Source organism: Actinoallomurus sp. CA-142502, from assembly GCF_050936355.1.
Classification (GTDB): domain Bacteria; phylum Actinomycetota; class Actinomycetes; order Streptosporangiales; family Streptosporangiaceae; genus Actinoallomurus; species Actinoallomurus iriomotensis.
The window spans coordinates 81,569-97,966 of record NZ_JBNJMY010000001.1 but is presented as its reverse complement, the minus strand read 5'-3'; the positions used below and the strand labels follow the sequence as shown (position 1 = coordinate 97,966).

Below are 16,398 nucleotides of genomic sequence, written 5' to 3'. Positions count from 1 at the left end.
TCGGGGGCACCGCCGTGGCAGCACACCCGGTTGCGGGACCTGAGCTCAGCGGGTTTCTTCGACGTCCGTGGGAAGAAGGGTGCGCAGCTGGTCGCGGGTCGCCTGAGATCCGCCGCGTTCGAGCTGGGCGATACGGCGGGCGTGTGCGGTCTGGGCGGCCTCGAACAGCTTGCGGATCTCGCGGCCGTTTCCCTGGTCGAACCTTTCGGTCCGGCCGGTCACGTGATCGCGGATGGCGGCGCGCGTACCGTCGGGAACGTCGAAGCCGGAGGACTCCGCGATTCCGACGAAGATTTCGACGAGCTCGTCCGGGCCGTACGGGGCGAAGGCGATGGTCCGGGAGAACCGCGACGCGAGTCCAGGGTTCGCCGCGAGGAAGCCGTTCATCTCGTCGGTGTAGCCGGCGACGATGACGACGACCTCGTCGCGGTGGTCCTCCATGAGCTTGACGAGTGTGTCGATGGCTTCCTGCCCGAAGTCGGCATTCGCCCCGAACTGTCGCGACAGGGTGTAGACCTCGTCGATGAACAGGACCCCACCACGCGCCTCGTCGAACCTGGCCGTGGTCTTCTGCGTGGTCTGGCCGAGGTACTGACCGACCAGATCGGCTCGGGAGGCTTCGATGAAGTGGCCGCGGGCCAGCACGCCGAGAGCGGCCAAGAGCTCTCCGTAGAGCCGCGCGACCGTGGTCTTCCCGGTTCCGGGCGGGCCGGCGAAGATCAGATGGCTGGAGATCGGTGCGGCGTCCAGGCCTTCCTGCCGCCTGCGCCGGGTGGCGGCGATCAGGTCGATGGTGTCACGGACCTGGCTCTTGACCGCCTCCAGGCCGATCATTCCGTTGAGCCGGTCGAGGAGCGCCTGGAGCTGTCCGGCGTCGCGTACCTCGCCCATCCTCGTGCTCAGACCGGTGTCGACGACGCCGTCGAGGTCTTCGGGCAGCAGAAGGGTCAGTTCCTCGGCCGTCGCAGGGCCGTCCTGGCCGGACAGCCGCAGCGCATGCTGTTCGACGACGGCTTCGAAGATGCGCCGGGCCTCCCGGCCGTTGCCGAAGGTCTCGTCTCTCCGGACCCGCTGGAAGTGGGTGAGAAGTGACGCCTGCGCCTGCTCGGTGAACCGGAAACCGTACTGCCCGGCGAGGGTCTCGGTGATGCTCGTCAACTCGGCCGGGCTGTAGTTCTCGAACTCGATGGTGCGGGAGATACGCGACTTCAGCCCGGGATTCGCCGTCAAGAAAGTGCGCATCTCGGCCGAATAACCGGCGACGATGACGACGATCTCGTCGCGGTGGTCCTCCATGAGCTTGACGAGTGTGTCGATGGCCTCCTGCCCGAAGTCGGTGCCCGTGCCGAAGCGGCGGGACAGGGTGTACGCCTCGTCGATGAACAGCACTCCGCCCAGCGCTTTGGTGAAGACGGCCGCGGTCTTCTGCGTGGTCTCACCCAGCACCTGACCGACCAACTCCGTGCGCGACACTTCGGTGAACTGCCCGGTGGGGACCACGCCGAGAGCGGCGAGCAACTTTCCGTACAGCCGGGCGACCGTCGTCTTGCCGGTGCCAGGGGCGCCGGCGAAGACCATGTGGCGGCCGATCGCCGGTCCGTGCGGCAGCCCTGCCTGCCTGCGCTGTTCGGCGATGCGCAGGAGGCCGACCAGCTTGCCGATCTCGCGCTTCACCCCCGCCAGACCCACCATCGCGCTCAGCTCGGCGAGCAGCTCGTCAACGCCCGGTTCCGGCGCCGCGCTCGAGGCCTCCGGGGCGGCGGCACCGGACTTGGCGACGGGTTCCGGCGGAGCCGCCGTCGTGGCGACGTTGGAATCGGTGGTGCCGCCGATATCGACTCCGATGATGTCCTCGGCGCCGTTCGCCTCGGAGCTCACCCGTTCCATGCGTACCTGCGAGCCGGCCGTCGTGACGATGCCCTGGCCGGCGTTGCCCGTGATGGTGCAGTCGCGCAGGACCACTCTGGTGCCCGGATCCACCGCGACGCCGATGTTCTTGTTGTGCGACACCTTGGCTCCGTCGAGCGTGAGCACTCCTTCGTTCGCGGCCGACGCGCCGATCTGGGATTTGGTGATCGTGCCCCCGGTGAACCGAGCCGTGCCCGAGCCGCTCACCGCCAGCCCGCAGACCGCCGCCTGCGTGATGTCGCAGTCCTCGAAGGCGGCGGTGGAGAGCTCGTCCACCACCACACCGTTGCGCCTGCCGTCCTCGATGCGTACGGACCGTGCGGTCAGCGTCGCGTTGGCCGTGACCCACACGCCGTCGGCTCCTGATCCGGTGACGACGCAGTCCTCGACGGTGGCGGAGGCGTTGTCACGTACCACGAAGTTGCTCTGGCCCGACGTACGGAGCCGGGAGTCGCGGACGGTGGCCTTGGCGCGCCCCTGCGTCAGGATGCTCGCGGCCTTGGAGCCCTCGATCTCACAATGCTCGATCAGCGGTGTCGAGCCCTCGGCCACCCAGATGCCGTGCTCGCCCGCCCGCTGGACGCGGCAGTCTCGGACGGTGACCCTGCTTCCGTTGCGGATGGCGATCCCGCACAGGTCAGGGTTGAACACCTCGGTGTGCTCGACCAGACCGGCGGAGTCGGAGTAGACGATGCCACCGCCGTGGACACGGCTGTCCCGGACGAAGAGTTCGGCTCTGTTCCACACGCTGATCGCGCGGCTCGACTTGGTGACGAACTCGCACTGCTCGACGATCAGGGTGCCGCCCGCCGCCTCCAGGGGGACGCCCTCGGCGTTCCCGTTGCGCAACGTCAGGCCCCGCAGGGTGACATGGCCCTCGACCCGCAGCGTGTAGCTCCCGGCGCAGTCCAGCGTGACCGTTCCAGGACCCCCGACCGCGGTGATCACCGCGTTCCCCCAGTATCGGAGGGTGTCCGAACGGTAGACGCCCGGCTCAACGGCGATGTGGCGCAGTTGCTCCCCGGACGGCCCCGAAGCCTTCGCCGCGTCGGCGATCGTCGGGAACGCCCGTGGATTCGTCTGGGATACGACAAAGCCCGGCAACGGACCTCCCCCTATGCGGTCAAAATGGATCCACCACCGATAATCCACCACAGATACGGCTCGCACGGCCATGTTCGCTACACGACGCGGTGTTCGTCGTGAGCAGGCCCGGTGACCGGGGCGGACTCCTCTCCTGTCAGCGCGACGACACCGATGAGAAACTCCTCATGGGCAAGTACGCCGTGGCCTGCTCTACGATCTGATGACCTTCGACGAGCGCGACCAGGTCGACGCCGAGCGCACCGACGCGATCCGAAGGACCGTGTCCGGCCCTGCCCGCGCGGCCCGGTACCCGACGCTAAGGAGCCCCCACCCGTGAAGATCATCGACCGCGTCAAGACGTACATCCAGCAGAAAAAGGGACGCGACCCCCACTCGACCGACTCCCCGCTCGAGGGAGCGACGGCGGAGCCCGAACCGGCCACGGAAGCGGCCGCGGAGCCGGCCACGGAACCGGCTGCCGAGCCGACTACGGAGGCGGCTGCGGAGCCGACTGCGGAAGCGGCTGCCGAGCCGGCCACGGAAGCGGCTGCCGAGCCGGCCACGGAAGCGCCCGCGGAGCCGGCCACGGAACCGGCTGCCGAGCCGACTACGGAGGCGGCTGCGGAGCCGACTGCGGAAGCGGCCGCTGAGCCGACTACGGAAGCGGTCGCCGAGCCGGCCGCAGAGCCGGCCACGGAGCCGGCCACCGAGCCGGCCACCGAGCCGGCCACCGAATCCACCACGGCGCCGGCGGCGTGCCCGCGCTGCGGCGCGACCGGCGACGCGCCCTGCACGACCCCGTCCGGCAAGGCCACGAAGACCCACAAGGGACGCGAGTAATGAGCAGTACCGCTCACGTGGGCAGAGGCCGACGGACCTCGGCGATGAGCGGCGGAAAGTCGTTGGACTGACCGCTGACGCGGTTCGGTTCCACCGCACTGATCAAGGGTCTTCCCCGCGTACCCGTCGGGGAAGGCCCTTGATCGTCTCTGGGCACCCGTTCAACGAGCGGGCCTAACCCATCGCGATGCCGACGACCACGATGACGACGATCGTGATGAGCAGGCCCAGGATGAATCCGAACGCTTGGGGCGTCAGCCGGTTCCACCACCGCTTCGGCGGCTCGAACCGTGCGTCCGGGTCCGTGTTCGACTTCCACCAGTCGACGACCTGCCGGAAATCCACGTCGAAATCGGGGTCGGGGTACTGGGTGCTGTGCTGGAGCGCGGGTAGTGAGCGCCGCCGCCCGTTCGCCAGGGTGATGCGAGCCGAGCGTGACGTCCCGTACTGGGTCTTGGTCTCGCGTACGTCGACCCACCGGATCTCCTGCCAGGAGTAGGTACGACCACGACCGACGCCCCAGCTGATGGTCACTCCGGCCGCCCCGACCGTGGTCCAGCTCCGGCGCGACAGGAAGATGCCGAGACCGACGAGTGCGGCCGTCCCACCCAGCAGGCAGCAGAAGCCCACGGGACCGAGTCGAATGAAGGCGAAGACTCCTTCGACGACCAACAAGAGACCCACCCCCCCGAAGTGCAGCGAGGACAGGCGGTAGCGGTCTTTCCCCCGGAAGCTCAGCTCGTTCACGGACTGCAAGCTACCTCTCCGGCCCTCGAACGAATGAGCTGGGGCTTTGGGTAGCCGCCGTCGGCGAGTGCCGCCGTACCTTTCGTGGACATTGGTCGTGCGGCGGCTCATACTGCACCCATGTTCTGGTGGGCGCCTGTGCTGGGGCTGTTGGCGATCGTGCTGGTCGTGGGGTTCGTCTCAGACCGGCGCAACCGGCGCAGGGGGGCGAGGCTCGCCGACTGGCGCAGCACCTGGGGGGCGATCCGTGAGAGCCGCCGTGACCTGCGCGCCTACAACCGGATGAAGAACGTTCACGGGCCCGGCACCGACTGGATGGACCACCGCCGAAACCGTTGAGGCGCCGCACGGCACTCCCGGCCCATCGTCGATGGATCGGGATAAGGTTTTCCTGCCCAGATGCCCGATCAGAGTCCCGGAGCAGTCGTTAAAACGCTTTACCCAGCCCTGGTCGCGAGCTGAGAGCACCGCATGGCACCGGCAGGCGCTGAGACAGGTCGGATGGTCAGGAAGATCATGAAAAGTTCCCCAGGGCGATCCGGCTCCCGGCGTCGCGTCGCCGCGATGGTGCTGGCCGCCGCGTTGGCGCTGCCCGCGGCCGTCACGGCCCCCGGCTCGGCGCAGGCATCACCGAAGCAGGATTACGGGTCGGCCGTCGGCCTGGCACGTCGCTTCGCGAATCCCCCGGTCCAGGATCGGCCCTTCTACCGCTACTGGCATCCGGGCGGCCGGATGGACCTCGACACGCTGAAGGCCGACTTCACCGCGATGCGGGAGGGCGGCGCCGGAGGCGTCGAGCTGTCGAACTTCGTCCGGAACAACTCGGTCGCGCCGATCAACGACTACGACCCCGCCACCCAGGGCTTCGGCACGGACGCGTGGCGTGAGCGGTTCTCCGACGCCTACGCGATCGGCAAGAGCGCCGGGCTGCAGGTCGACACCACGTACACCTCGAAGTGGTCGGCGAACCTCGCCTCCGTGTCGCCGGACGGGTCGGGCTCGGAGAAGGAGCTCACGCTGGCGACCGCGTGGCTCGCCGCAGGGCAGGAGTACGCCGGACGGGTGCCTCAGCCGACGCTTCCCGACGGCGTCCACAAGGCCGACCTGGTCGCGCTCCGGGCCTACCCCTGCTCGTCGAAGTGCGACGACAAGGTACCGGTGCTCGACGCCTCGGGTTCGGTGAACCTCAAGGACCGGGTGAGCGGCGACGAGCGGCTTCGCTGGAAGGCTCCCGACGGCCGATGGGTGCTGGTCGCCTCCTGGACGCACGGCACCGGTCAGCTCGTCGAGGGCGCGGAGACCCCCGGCACGTCGTACCTCGTCGACCACTTCAGCCGCGCCGGCGTCGACGCGGTCGAGAGCTTCTGGAACGAGCACCTGCTCACCAAGGAGGTACGCCAGCGGCTGAAGGCGAGTGGCGGATCGCTCTTCTTCGACTCCCTGGAGCTGAACCCGGGCGGGGAGCCGCTGCGGAACTGGACCGCGGACTTCCTGAAGGAGTTCCGGAAGCGCCGTGGCTATGACGTCGAGCCGTACATCCCCACGCTCGCCGTCAGCGACCCGCAGTTCGAGCTGCCGGGTTCGCTGGCCGAACGCGTCCGTGAGGACTACCGGCAGACGCTGAACGACCTCTTCCGCGACGACCACCTTCTGCCGTTGCGTACGTGGGCGCACAGCCTCGGCCTGACGCTGCGCGGCCAGCCGTACAGCTCCTGGGGGCCGACGTTCGTCGACCCGATGGAGGCCTCGTCCCTGCTGGACATCCCGGAGGGCGAGGACCGCTCGTTCAACGCCGGGGCCAGTCAGGGCCTCATCGAGACGCAGGGGGCGGACGCGTGGCGGAGCATGGCGACGGCCGCCCAGCTCAGCGGCCGGCCACTGGTCTCCGACGAATGCTGCGCGTCATTCGGACGCGCCTACCGGGTCACCCGGCAGAAGCTGCTCTCCCACGTGAACGAGAACTTCTCGGCCGGCGTCAACAACGTGGTCTGGCACGGATGGTCGCACGACGCCCCCGGTACCGCGGTGACGTGGCCGGGCTGGGCGGCGTTCGGCAACACCGGCGTCGATGACGCGTACGGTCCGCAGAACCCGACCTGGGCGGACGACCGGCGGATCAACGACTACGTCGCGCGCCTCCAGACGGCGTTGCGTACGGGCCGGCAGCTGACCGACATCGCCATCTACCACCAGAAGCCGGGGCACAGCTCGGAGGGCACGGTCGGTGAGCGTTACTTCACCAGCTCCGCCCTGGAGCAGCGCGGCTTCACCTACGGGTTCGTGAACACCACCCTGCTGGCCGGGCACCAGATGTCCGTGGCGAACCGGACGCTCGCACCGCGGGGGCCGGGTTTCCACGCCTTCGTGGTGGACCGGGAGAGCGCCATGGACCTCGCGTCCGCCCGGCGCATCGTGACCATGGCACGACAGGGGCTTCCGGTCGTCGTGGTGGGCGACGCACCGCAGCGCGCGCTCGGTGACCACCCTGGTGACGACGCCGCGGTCCGTGCCGCCTTCGAGCGGCTGCACCGGTTCGGCACCGTCCGCTGGGTCGCGGCCGAGGACGACGTCCCGCAGGCCCTCGCCGCGCTCGGCGTCCAGCCGCGTGCCGCCTTCGCGTCGCCGTCGTCCCTGGTGGGCGTCCAGCGCAGCGGACAGGACGTGAACGTCTACTACTGGTACAACGCCTCGGACAAGCAGGCGAAGGCGACCGTGTCGGTGGCCGCACGGGGCATCCCGTACCAGCTGGACCCGTGGACCGGTCGTACGGAGCCGGTCGCGTCGTACGCGGTGAAGGGCGACCACACCGTGGTGAACCTGGACGTCGCCCCCGGCGACATCGCCCTGGTGGCGGTGAGCGACAAGCCGCCGGCCGGCACCCGGCCGCCGTCGACCCACGTGGTGAGTACGACCGCCGGCCAGGTCGTCCTCGACGGTGGGACGCCACTGCTGCGGGCCACCGAGAACGGCCGGCAGACCACCGTGCTGTCGGACGGCCGCCAGGTCGTCCTCGACGTACGGGACGTGCCCACGGCACAGTCCCCGACCCAGTGGCGGCTGAGCGTGGCGTCGTGGCACCAGGGCTCCGGTCCCCGACAGACCCAGATCACACAACTGCCCGAGCAGCAGGTGACCGCGGCCTCGGACACCGGCCTGCTACCGGCCTGGAGCACGCTGCCCGGCATGCAGAGCGTCTCCGGCGTGGGCACCTACCGGACCACCTTCGACGTGGATCTCGGCGAGCGCGCCGGGGCCTATCTGGACCTCGGGCAGGTCACCACGACGTACCGGGTGGCGGTCAACGGGCGGTCACTGCCCCCGGCCGACCAGCTCGCCGGCGCCCGGATCGACATCGGCCCGTACCTGCGCTCCGGACGCAACGAGGTGGTGGTCACCGTCGCCTCGATGCTCGGCAACGCCATCGCCGGGAAGACGGTCAACTCCTACGGCCTGGTCGGCCCCGTCAGGCTCATTCCCTACGTGGACGTACCTCTGTCAGCCCGGTGAGCGGGCGCTGACGAGGCCGGACTGGTAGGCGAAGACCACGAGCTGGGCGCGGTCGCGGGCGCCCAGCTTGGTCATCGCCCGGCTGATGTGGGTCTTGGCGGTGGTGGGGCTGAGCACCATCGACGCGGCGATCTCGTCGTTGCTCAGGCCGTGCGCGGCCAGGGCCACCACCTCGCGTTCGCGGTTGGTGAGGGCCTCCAGGCCCGCCGTGCCGAGGGCGTCCGGCGGGCGGGCGACGAACTCGGTGATCAGCTGCCGGGTGACCGCGGGGGACAGGAGCGCGTCGCCGCGCATCACCACCCGCAGCGCCTGGAGTAGGTCGGCCGGCTCGGTGTCCTTCAGCAGGAACCCGCTGGCCCCGGCGCGCAGCGCCCGGAAGACGTACTCGTCCAGCCCGTAGTTGGTGAGGATGACGACGCGGACGGCGGCCAGTTCCTCATCGCCCGCGATCTGCCGGGTCGCCTCGATCCCGTCCAGCACGGGCATCTGGATGTCCAGCAGGACGATGTCCGGCCGGTGCTCCCTCGCCAGCGCCACCGCCTGCCGGCCGTCGGCGGCCTCACCGGCCACCTCGATGCCGTCCTCGGACTCCAGCAGCATCCGGATGCCGTTGCGGATGAGCGCCTGGTCGTCGGCGAGCAGAACCCGGATCACGCGGGCACCCGCGCCGGAAGCTCGGCCCGTACCCGGAAGCCGCCCTGCTCGCACGGTCCGGCGTCGAGCCGGCCGCCGAGAGCGGTGACCCGTTCGCGCATGCCGATCAGCCCGAGCCCCCGGGCGGACGCCGGCTCAGGCTCGACGGCCGGGCCGGCGTCGTCCGCGCCGGCGGCGTCCGGGGCGTTGTTGTCGATCTGCACGGTCAGCGTGTCCCGCCCGTACCGGAGCCGCACCGACGCGCACGCGGCGCCGGCGTGGCGGGAGACGTTGGTGAGCGCCTCCTGGACGATCCGGTAGGCGGCCTGGTCCACATCGGGCGGCAGCCGTCGCTCGGTCCCGGTCACCGTCACCTCCACCGTCAGCCCGGCCGCCTGCGCGCGGGCGACCAGACCGGCGAGCTGGCCGAGGCCGCTTCCGCCGTCGGGGTCGCCGTTGCGCAGCACGCTGAGCGTGGCGCGCAGCTCGCGGGCGGCGTCGGCGCTCGCCTCCGCGATCGCCTGCAGCGCGGGCGGGACGTCCTCGCCGCGCTTGCGGGCCAGGTGGGCGGCCACGCCCGCCTGCACCCGGATCACGGAGATGCTGTGGGTCAGGGAGTCGTGCAGCTCGCGGGCGATGCGCAGGCGTTCTTCCACCGCCCGTCGCCGCGCGACCTCGTCGCGGGTCCGCTCCGCCTCTTCGGCGCGCTGCTCGACCTCGCGCAGGTGCAGGTGCCACATGCGGAACGCCACGGCGGTGACGCCCGCGGAGATGAGCCAGCCGGCGCCGTAGAGCCGGCGCCGGCCACGATCCGTGCGCATGCTCCGAGCCTACGTGCCCGGTCCCCCGCCGCATCCTCCCCGGGAAGGCATTCCGGCCTACTCCCGGCGCAGTACCGCCGCTCCTCTCCCGGGAGCACCGGCACGGTCCGTACGGTCCGCTCTGACCAGGCAGGAAAGACGTCCTGTGCACGACGACGCGCACCCCCGCGCCTCGGCACCATCGCCGACATGAAACAGGCATCACGTTCCAAGACCCGGCTGCCCGGCGAGGTGTTCGCGCCCGGCGCCGAAGGCTACGCCGAAGCCGCGGCCACCGTGTTCGCGGCGGGCACGCCCGACCTGGTGGTCCGCCCGCGCGACGCGGACGGCGTGGCCGCCGCCGTGCGCCACGCCACCGCCGCCGGGCTGGCCGTCACCGTACGGTCCGGCGGGCACAGCATGGCCGGGCTCAGCACCCACACCGACGGCATGGTCATCGACCTGCGGAACCTGCGCGGCGTCGAGGTCCTGAACCGGGAACGTCGCCGGGTCCGCATCGGAGCCGGCGCGACCTGGGGCGCGGTGGCCGCCGAGCTGGCGTGGTACGGGCTGGGCCTGACCGCGGGCGACACCCGCGAGGTCGGGGTGGGCGGGCTCACCCTCGGCGGCGGGATGGGCTGGCTGGTGCGCCGCTACGGGCTGGCCATCGACAACCTGGTCGCCGCGGACCTGGTCACCGCGGCCGGAGAGCTGATCCACGCCGACGCCGAACAGCACGGGGACCTGTTCTGGGCGCTGCGCGGAGGCGGCGGCAACTTCGGCGTGGTGACGTCCTTCGAGTTCATCGCCCAGCCGGTCACCACGGTGCACTTCGGGACGATCGGCTACGAGGCGGTCGACCCGGCGCGGCTCGTCGCCGGCTGGCGGGAACTCGCCGGGGCGAGCGACGAGGACCTGACCACCATCCTCAACCTGCTGCCGTCGCCGCCCGGAGGACCCGCCGGACCGTACACCGCCATGCTGCAGTGCTGCTACGGCGGCTCCGACCCCGACGCCGCCGCGGCGGCGCTGCGCCCGTTCCGCGCGCTCGCCCCGGTGAGCGCGGACACCGTACGCGAGACGCCGTACGCCGACATCCTGGAGGCCTGTCCCACCCTGCCGCCCGGGGCCCGGATGGAGATCCGCAACGCCCTCGTGCCGGCCCTGGACGACGCGATGACCGGGGCCATCGCGGACCTGCTCGCCGACGGCGCGGCGATCGCGCTGCGCGGACTGGGCGGCGCGGTCGCCCGCGTCGCGCCGGACGCCACCGCCTACGCCCACCGCGACGCGGAGGCGATGGTCGTGGCCGGCACGATGCTGCCGCCCGGCGCGTCACCGGAACTCGCCGCCGCGGCGCTCGCCCGCTGGTCCCCGGTCGCGGCCCGGAGCCGCGGCGCGTACGTCAACTTCCTCGGCACCGCGACCGACGACGACGTCGCGAGCGTCTACCCGTCGGCCACCTACCGGCGGCTGGCCGAGGTCAAGCGCCGGTACGACCCCGCGAACGTGTTCCGCCGTACCCACAACGTCCCTCCCGCCCGCGGTTGACGCCGCCCGGACCTCGGACAGGAAGAGAAACCCTCATGTCGGAAACTCGCACGGCGGCCCCGCCCTCCGCTCCGTACGCGGGCGACGCCGCGAAGGCCGCCGTCCGCCCCCGGCAGGGCCTCGCGCTGCTGGTCATCGCCACCGCCCAGCTGATGGTGGTACTCGATGCGACCATCACGAACGTCGCACTGCCCCGCATCCAGGACGCACTGCATTTCTCCGGGGCGAACCTGTCATGGGTGGTCAACGCCTACGCGCTGGCGTTCGGCGGGCTGCTACTGCTCGGCGGCCGGGCCGGTGACCTGCTGGGCCGCCGCCGGATGTTCGTCGTCGGCCTGCTGGTGTTCTCCGCCGCGTCGCTGGTCGGGGGGTTCGCCACCACCCAGGCCTGGCTGCTGGCGGCCCGCGCCGTGCAGGGCGCCGGCGGTGCGATCGTCGCGCCGGCCGCCCTGTCGCTGATCGTCACCACCTTCCCGGAAGGGCGGCCGCGCGCCCGGGCCATGGGCGTGTACTCCGCGATGAGCGTGGCGGGCGGCGCGATCGGGCTGGTGGCCGGTGGGCTGCTGGTCGACTACGCGTCCTGGCGGTGGGTGCTGTTCGTCAACGTGCCGGTCGGGCTCGCCGCGGCCCTGCTGGCTCCCCTCGTGCTGGCCGGGGCACCGCGGCTGGCCGGCCGTCTCGACATCCCGGGGGCGCTGACCGGGACGGCCGGGGTCGCCGCGCTCGTCTACGGCCTGTCCGCCGCGGCGACCGGCCCGGACGGCGCGTCCCACTGGGGCGACGCCAAGGTGGTCGTCACGCTGACGGCCGGCGTGGTGCTGCTCGCCGCGTTCGGCCTCATCGAGGCGCGGAGCCGGCACGCGCTGCTGCCCGGCCGGCTGCTGCGCGACCGCGGCCGGCTCGGGGCGAACCTCGTCATGGCCGGCCTGGGCACCGTGCTGTTCGGCGCGTTCTTCTTCCTCATCCTGTTCGTGCAGGAGATCTGGGGCTACTCCGCCATCCGGGCCGGGGTGGCGTTCCTGCCGCTGACCGTCGCGGTGCTGGCCGGTTCCGCGGTCGCCTCCGCGCTGCTTCCACGGGTCGGCGCCCGCCCGCTGCTGCTGGTCGGCTGCGCCGCCTACGCGGGCGGCCTGTACTGGCTGTCACTGTTGACCGAGCACGCCGGGTACGCGGGCGGCCTGCTCGCTCCCACCCTGGTCACCGGCGCCGGGCTGGGCCTGCTGTTCGTGCCGCTGCCGCTGGTGGCGCTGGCGGGCGTCGCCGAGTCCGACTCCGGGGTGGCCTCCAGCCTGCTCAACGCCGGCCGGCAGGTCGGCGGCGCGGTCGGGCTCGCCGTACTGAGCACCGTCGCCTGGACGGGCGCCGCCCACGCTCACGGCGCCTACCGGCACGCACTGGTCGTCGGCTTCGACCGGGCCTTCGCCGTCGCCGCCGGGATCTCGGTGGCCACGTTCTTCGTCACGCTCGTCCTGATCCGGGTCCGCCGCACCGGCGCGCAGCCCGCGCGGTGACATGCGTGGCCGGCCGCGGGGGCATCACGGGGTGCTGTCCCCGCGGCACCGGTTCCGGCCGATCGGGAATTCGTCGAACCCCGCGGCCTCGGCCTGCGCACAGGAGCAGAAGAAATGATCTTCGAATGGCGACACTACGTATTTCGAATTGCTCGGGGGCGTGTAGCTGTTGGCGCCGGCGAGGGTCGAAGCCACCACCGGCAGGCGGCCGCAGCGGATGACGTACAGGGGATACCGCGCCAGCCCGAAGGCCAATGGCGTCACCAGGGCGACCAGATAGACGACCACGGCGGCGACGACGGCGCGAGGGAACGGCGGTAGCACCCAGAGCAGCGCCATGATGGGGAGCGCGACCAGAAACCACAGCACGACGAAGGGCACATAGAAGACCGCGAAGGTCAGCGGAGGCCGCGGGCGCGCCACGAGTAACACCGTCAGGTACCCGAGCGCGGGAAGCGCGAAGACTAACAGCCCCAGCCAGCCCACGGCCTGTGCAAACCTCACCATGGCCCGAACGTACGCGCGCCGACGTTCCAGGCCAAGAGGAGCAGACCCGTCCTCGTTCGGCTTCACTGGGGGATGCCTTGTGGGCATGATTGGCCATATGACCGCAAGTCCCGGGCGTCCGCAGCTGTTACGTGAGCTGAACGATCGCGCTGCGCTGGAGCTGCTGGCCTCGTCGGGAGCGCTGACCCGGTCGCAGGTGAGCGAGATGACGGGGCTGTCGAAGGTGACGGCCAACCATGTCCTGGCCCGGCTGGAGGAGCGGGGCCTGGTCGTCAGGGTCGGCGCGCAGGAGGGAGGGCCCGGGCCCAACGCGGCCCTGTACGGGCTCAACCCCGCGTCCGGCCAGGTGATCGCGATCGAGGTCTACCCCGACACGACGGCCGCCGTTCTCGCCGACATCACGGGGCGGGTGCTGGCAGAGACGACGGTCCCGACCGATGCCACGGCGGAACCGGCCGACGCGGTGCACGCGATCGTGGCGCACCTCGTACGGGCCGCGCAGACCGACATGGCGCGGGTCCAGGCGTGCGTGATCGCCCTTCCCGCCGTCATTGAACCTGCTACGAGCCGTATCCGCTTCTGCTACGAGATGCCCGCGTGGGACGGAGACGCGATCGAGGAGATCCGCCGGAACGTGCCGCTGCCCGTCACGATCGACAACGACGTCAACCTCGCCGCGATGGCCGAGCGCGCGCTGGGGGTCGCCAAGGACGCACGCGACTTCGTCCTGGTCTGGATCGGACGGGGGCCTGGATCGGCCTTCATGGTGGGCGATCAGCTGCTACGAGGGACTGCGGGCGCGGCGGGCGAACTCGGCGCGATGCCCGTTCCCGGCTCGGACCTGGGCAGCGGAGGCTTTGATCGCGGTCGTTATGAGGTGGCTGCCGCCTTCCAGGCCCTGGTCGGCGCACCGGCGGTGCAAGAACTCGCCGAACGCCACCAGATCGCGGCCGAGACCGCCGCGAAGAGCGTGGCGGCCGCCGTGCGGAGTGCGGCGGTGGAATTCCTCGACGAGCTGGCCCGGCGGATCGCTCTGGGGGTCGCCTCCATCTGCACCGTTCTCGACCCGGAACTCGTCGTGCTGGGCAGCCACGTCGGTTTCGCCGGAGGCGACGAACTCGCCGGCCGCGTCCAGCGCGCCGTCGCCGGCATGTGCCTGGCACGGCCCCGCGTGACGGCGAGCACGATCCCGGACCGACCGGTGGTACGCGGCGCTCTGCTGGTCGCCGTCGACCAGGCACGCGAGCGCGTGTTCTTCGGCGAGCCGTGAGTGTTACGCGACAGTCGCCACGTTAGCCAGAACGCCACCCCTTCAGCGGTTCCACCCCGTAAGGCCGGACGCCGGGGGCCATCATCCATCACCGGTCGGCCGTCGGCATCGTTGAAGCCGGGCAGGGGCGCCCCGGATGACGGCTCGGGAGAGCCGACGCAGCGCCAGGTCGAACCGCTCACGGTCACGGTGTTGGAACGGTGTGTTCTCCCAGGCGTCCAGGAGGCCGCGGAGCGGTCTCATCTCGTCCGGTTCATGGCATGTCTCCCACAGGCCCAGCAGGAGGTGGCCGCCGTCCGCCTCGTCGAGCGTTCCGGTCTCGATCTGCCGGGCGATTTCTCGGGCGGTGATCCAGCCTGCCTGGTGGACGCCCATGGCGTCGAGCGCGAGTTCGCTCAAGAGCCGTTGGACGAGCGGTCGGCCTTCCCGCACGACGAGCCGGGTCGGTGATTCGCAGGCGAGGGCGATGACGGCCGGAGTTTCGATCCCGGCGACGAGAAGGCCGCAGGCGATCCAGACGGGCTCGCCGGGAAACAGCTTGGCCAAGAAGACGTCCGAGAGGTCCTGGTCGAGAGTGACGGCGGCATGGAGACGATCCAGACGTTCCTGCAGGTCGGCAGGTAGGTCCATAGAGGCGACCTCCTTCTGGCCGGTTGCAGCCGAGCCGGCTGTGGGCTCGCGTCGGCCGTGGTCAGCTCGTTGACTCGTGGAAGCCCGCGGCCGTGGCCTCCTCGCGGGAACAGAAGAAGCGGTCGTCGAGAGGCGTCACCGCGTACGCCGGGCTGTCCGGCGCCCTGTAGGTGTAGCCGGCGGCGAAGGTCGTGCCGACCACCGGCAGGTGGCCGCAGCGGATGACGTGCAGCGGGTATCGCGCCGGCCCGGAGGCCAGCGGCACCACCAGCAGGACCAGATAGACCACCACGGCGGCGACGAGGGCGCGCGGCAGCGGCGGTATCACCCACAGCAGCGCCACGACCGGGAGCGCGGCCAGGAACCACACCAGCACCAAGACGCCGTACCAGGAGGCGAACGCCACCGGGGGTCGCGGGCGGGACACGAGCAGCACCACCACGTACCCGACGGCGGGAGGCACGAAGACGAGCAGCGCCAGCCAGCCCACGGCCTGCGAGAAGCGCGTCACGGCCCGAACGTACCTCTTAACGGAGGACGAGGCACGGATCAGTTTCAGACCGGGATTCCGGCAGGGGTGGTGAGGTTCTTCACGTCGTTCGGAGCAGGGGGCGTGATCTCGACCGGGGTGTCGAAGGTGGAGTAGTTCATGGTGGCGTTCAGCCGCCGCTTCGTGCCGCGCCGGTCGACCAGGTTGATCTTGCGGATCAGACGCTGGTCGTCGATCCAGACCTCGAAGTACGGGGTGGTGCCGAACGTTTTGTAGACCGCTTGCGCCTCGGTGCGTTCGGCGGGGCCCAGCTTGGTCAGTGCCTCGCCGAGGGCGAATGTGCCCTGGTAGCGGGTGGTGGGCTTCCCGCCCATCGTCTCCCGGCCGACCGTGTGCACGTCCTTGGAGGTGGTGAACATCTTGGCGTGCAGCACCGGGTCCGGCTGGCGGACCTGGGCCAGCAGAGCCATGACGTCGGTGTCGGACGAGTTCAGCGCGCTCAGCGAGAGGCTGACCCAGGACTTGTGGATGACCTCGATCAGCATCGAGTTCTTGATGTACAGCTTGTCCCCGAGGAGGACCACGCTTGATTCCGGGTCACCCGCCTCGGTGTTGTTGAAAGGGACGTCGTACTGCAGGGCGTGGTCCTTCGACCGGCTGGTCACCTCGCTGGACAGGTGACTGCTCTTACCGCCCACGACCGTGGAGAAGGAGACCGACGCCTGGTAGGACGTCACGGAGCCGAGCCGTTTCACCGCCTGGTCCAACGCCTCCGCAGCCGTACGGGGCGAACCACTCGTGCCGTCGGCCGAAGGCCTGCCCGAGTTCCCGACGCACCCGGCCAGCGACACCATCAGCGCGAGCCCCGCCGCGTACCGACCGGCCATCCTCATCACAGCGACTTCCTCCGCTTCACGG

The 16,398-nt window shown here is 70.9% G+C and carries 14 protein-coding genes; 6 read left to right on the top strand and 8 right to left on the bottom strand.

The window, feature by feature from the left end; genetic code table 11:
• Positions 1-45 precede the first annotated feature (45 nt).
• A complete protein-coding gene (locus ACQEV1_RS00695; RefSeq protein ID WP_433390012.1) occupies positions 46-3,012 on the bottom strand; it encodes a right-handed parallel beta-helix repeat-containing protein in 2,967 nt (988 codons plus the stop codon).
• Positions 3,013-3,327: 315 nt separating this feature from the next.
• Between ACQEV1_RS00695 and ACQEV1_RS00690 the strand changes: the two genes are divergently transcribed.
• A complete protein-coding gene (locus tag ACQEV1_RS00690; protein ID WP_433390009.1) occupies positions 3,328-3,834 on the top strand; it encodes a hypothetical protein in 507 nt (168 codons plus the stop codon).
• 174 nt (positions 3,835-4,008) lie between these two features.
• Here ACQEV1_RS00690 and ACQEV1_RS00685 read toward each other — a convergent pair whose 3' ends face one another.
• The gene (locus ACQEV1_RS00685) at positions 4,009-4,581 is read right to left on the bottom strand and encodes a PH domain-containing protein (RefSeq protein WP_433390007.1); all 573 of its coding nucleotides are present in this window, start codon (positions 4,579-4,581) and stop codon (positions 4,009-4,011) included.
• Positions 4,582-4,701: 120 nt separating this feature from the next.
• Between ACQEV1_RS00685 and ACQEV1_RS00680 the strand changes: the two genes are divergently transcribed.
• Both ACQEV1_RS00680 and ACQEV1_RS00675 read left to right on the top strand, forming a co-directional pair.
• Entirely contained in the window at positions 4,702-4,920 is a 219-nt protein-coding gene (locus ACQEV1_RS00680; RefSeq protein WP_433390004.1) for a hypothetical protein, read from the top strand.
• Positions 4,921-5,097: 177 nt separating this feature from the next.
• Positions 5,098-8,088, top strand: a complete 2,991-nt coding sequence (locus ACQEV1_RS00675; protein WP_433390001.1) for a glycosyl hydrolase — start codon at positions 5,098-5,100, stop codon at positions 8,086-8,088.
• Here ACQEV1_RS00675 and ACQEV1_RS00670 read toward each other — a convergent pair.
• Both ACQEV1_RS00670 and ACQEV1_RS00665 read right to left on the bottom strand, forming a co-directional pair.
• Positions 8,077-8,742, bottom strand: coding sequence for a response regulator (locus ACQEV1_RS00670; protein WP_285577690.1), 666 nt, complete (start codon positions 8,740-8,742; stop codon positions 8,077-8,079). The genes ACQEV1_RS00675 and ACQEV1_RS00670 overlap by 12 nt on opposite strands.
• Entirely contained in the window at positions 8,739-9,542 is an 804-nt protein-coding gene (locus ACQEV1_RS00665) for a sensor histidine kinase (protein WP_285629247.1), read from the bottom strand. The genes ACQEV1_RS00670 and ACQEV1_RS00665 overlap by 4 nt, the downstream gene beginning before the upstream one ends.
• 189 nt (positions 9,543-9,731) lie before the next feature.
• Here ACQEV1_RS00665 and ACQEV1_RS00660 point away from each other — a divergent pair, with 189 nt between their 5' ends.
• Entirely contained in the window at positions 9,732-11,072 is a 1,341-nt protein-coding gene (locus ACQEV1_RS00660; RefSeq protein WP_433389998.1) for an FAD-binding oxidoreductase, read from the top strand.
• Positions 11,073-11,107: 35 nt separating this feature from the next.
• Complete coding sequence (locus ACQEV1_RS00655) at positions 11,108-12,583, top strand: MFS transporter (RefSeq protein ID WP_433389995.1); 1,476 nt, start codon at positions 11,108-11,110, stop codon at positions 12,581-12,583.
• Between the two features lie 24 nt (positions 12,584-12,607).
• On the opposite strand, the gene ACQEV1_RS00650 is transcribed toward ACQEV1_RS00655, so the two are convergent.
• Positions 12,608-13,090 (bottom strand): hypothetical protein, encoded by a 483-nt coding sequence (locus ACQEV1_RS00650; RefSeq protein ID WP_433389992.1) that lies wholly within the window; start codon positions 13,088-13,090, stop codon positions 12,608-12,610.
• A gap of 97 nt (positions 13,091-13,187) precedes the next feature.
• On the opposite strand from ACQEV1_RS00650, the gene ACQEV1_RS00645 reads away from it, so the two are divergent.
• Entirely contained in the window at positions 13,188-14,360 is a 1,173-nt protein-coding gene (locus ACQEV1_RS00645) for an ROK family transcriptional regulator (protein WP_285629255.1), read from the top strand.
• A gap of 81 nt (positions 14,361-14,441) precedes the next feature.
• Here ACQEV1_RS00645 and ACQEV1_RS00640 read toward each other — a convergent pair whose 3' ends face one another.
• The 3 genes from ACQEV1_RS00640 to ACQEV1_RS00630 form a co-directional block, all read right to left on the bottom strand.
• Entirely contained in the window at positions 14,442-14,990 is a 549-nt protein-coding gene (locus ACQEV1_RS00640) for a hypothetical protein (protein WP_433389988.1), read from the bottom strand.
• 61 nt (positions 14,991-15,051) lie between these two features.
• A complete protein-coding gene (locus tag ACQEV1_RS00635) occupies positions 15,052-15,501 on the bottom strand; it encodes a hypothetical protein (protein ID WP_285629259.1) in 450 nt (149 codons plus the stop codon).
• Between the two features lie 44 nt (positions 15,502-15,545).
• Positions 15,546-16,373, bottom strand: a complete 828-nt coding sequence (locus ACQEV1_RS00630; RefSeq protein ID WP_433389985.1) for a hypothetical protein — start codon at positions 16,371-16,373, stop codon at positions 15,546-15,548.
• Positions 16,374-16,398: the final 25 nt, after the last annotated feature.

Coding starts and splice junctions, on each gene's coding strand:
- ACQEV1_RS00655 (WP_433389995.1), top strand. CDS start 11,108: ATGTCGGAAACTCGCACGGCGGCCCCGCCCTCCGCTCCGTACGCGGGC.
- ACQEV1_RS00640 (WP_433389988.1), bottom strand. CDS start 14,990: ATGGACCTACCTGCCGACCTGCAGGAACGTCTGGATCGTCTCCATGCC.
- ACQEV1_RS00660 (WP_433389998.1), top strand. CDS start 9,732: ATGAAACAGGCATCACGTTCCAAGACCCGGCTGCCCGGCGAGGTGTTC.
- ACQEV1_RS00630 (WP_433389985.1), bottom strand. CDS start 16,373: ATGAGGATGGCCGGTCGGTACGCGGCGGGGCTCGCGCTGATGGTGTCG.
- ACQEV1_RS00650 (WP_433389992.1), bottom strand. CDS start 13,090: ATGGTGAGGTTTGCACAGGCCGTGGGCTGGCTGGGGCTGTTAGTCTTC.
- ACQEV1_RS00675 (WP_433390001.1), top strand. CDS start 5,098: ATGAAAAGTTCCCCAGGGCGATCCGGCTCCCGGCGTCGCGTCGCCGCG.
- ACQEV1_RS00645 (WP_285629255.1), top strand. CDS start 13,188: ATGACCGCAAGTCCCGGGCGTCCGCAGCTGTTACGTGAGCTGAACGAT.
- ACQEV1_RS00665 (WP_285629247.1), bottom strand. CDS start 9,542: ATGCGCACGGATCGTGGCCGGCGCCGGCTCTACGGCGCCGGCTGGCTC.
- ACQEV1_RS00680 (WP_433390004.1), top strand. CDS start 4,702: ATGTTCTGGTGGGCGCCTGTGCTGGGGCTGTTGGCGATCGTGCTGGTC.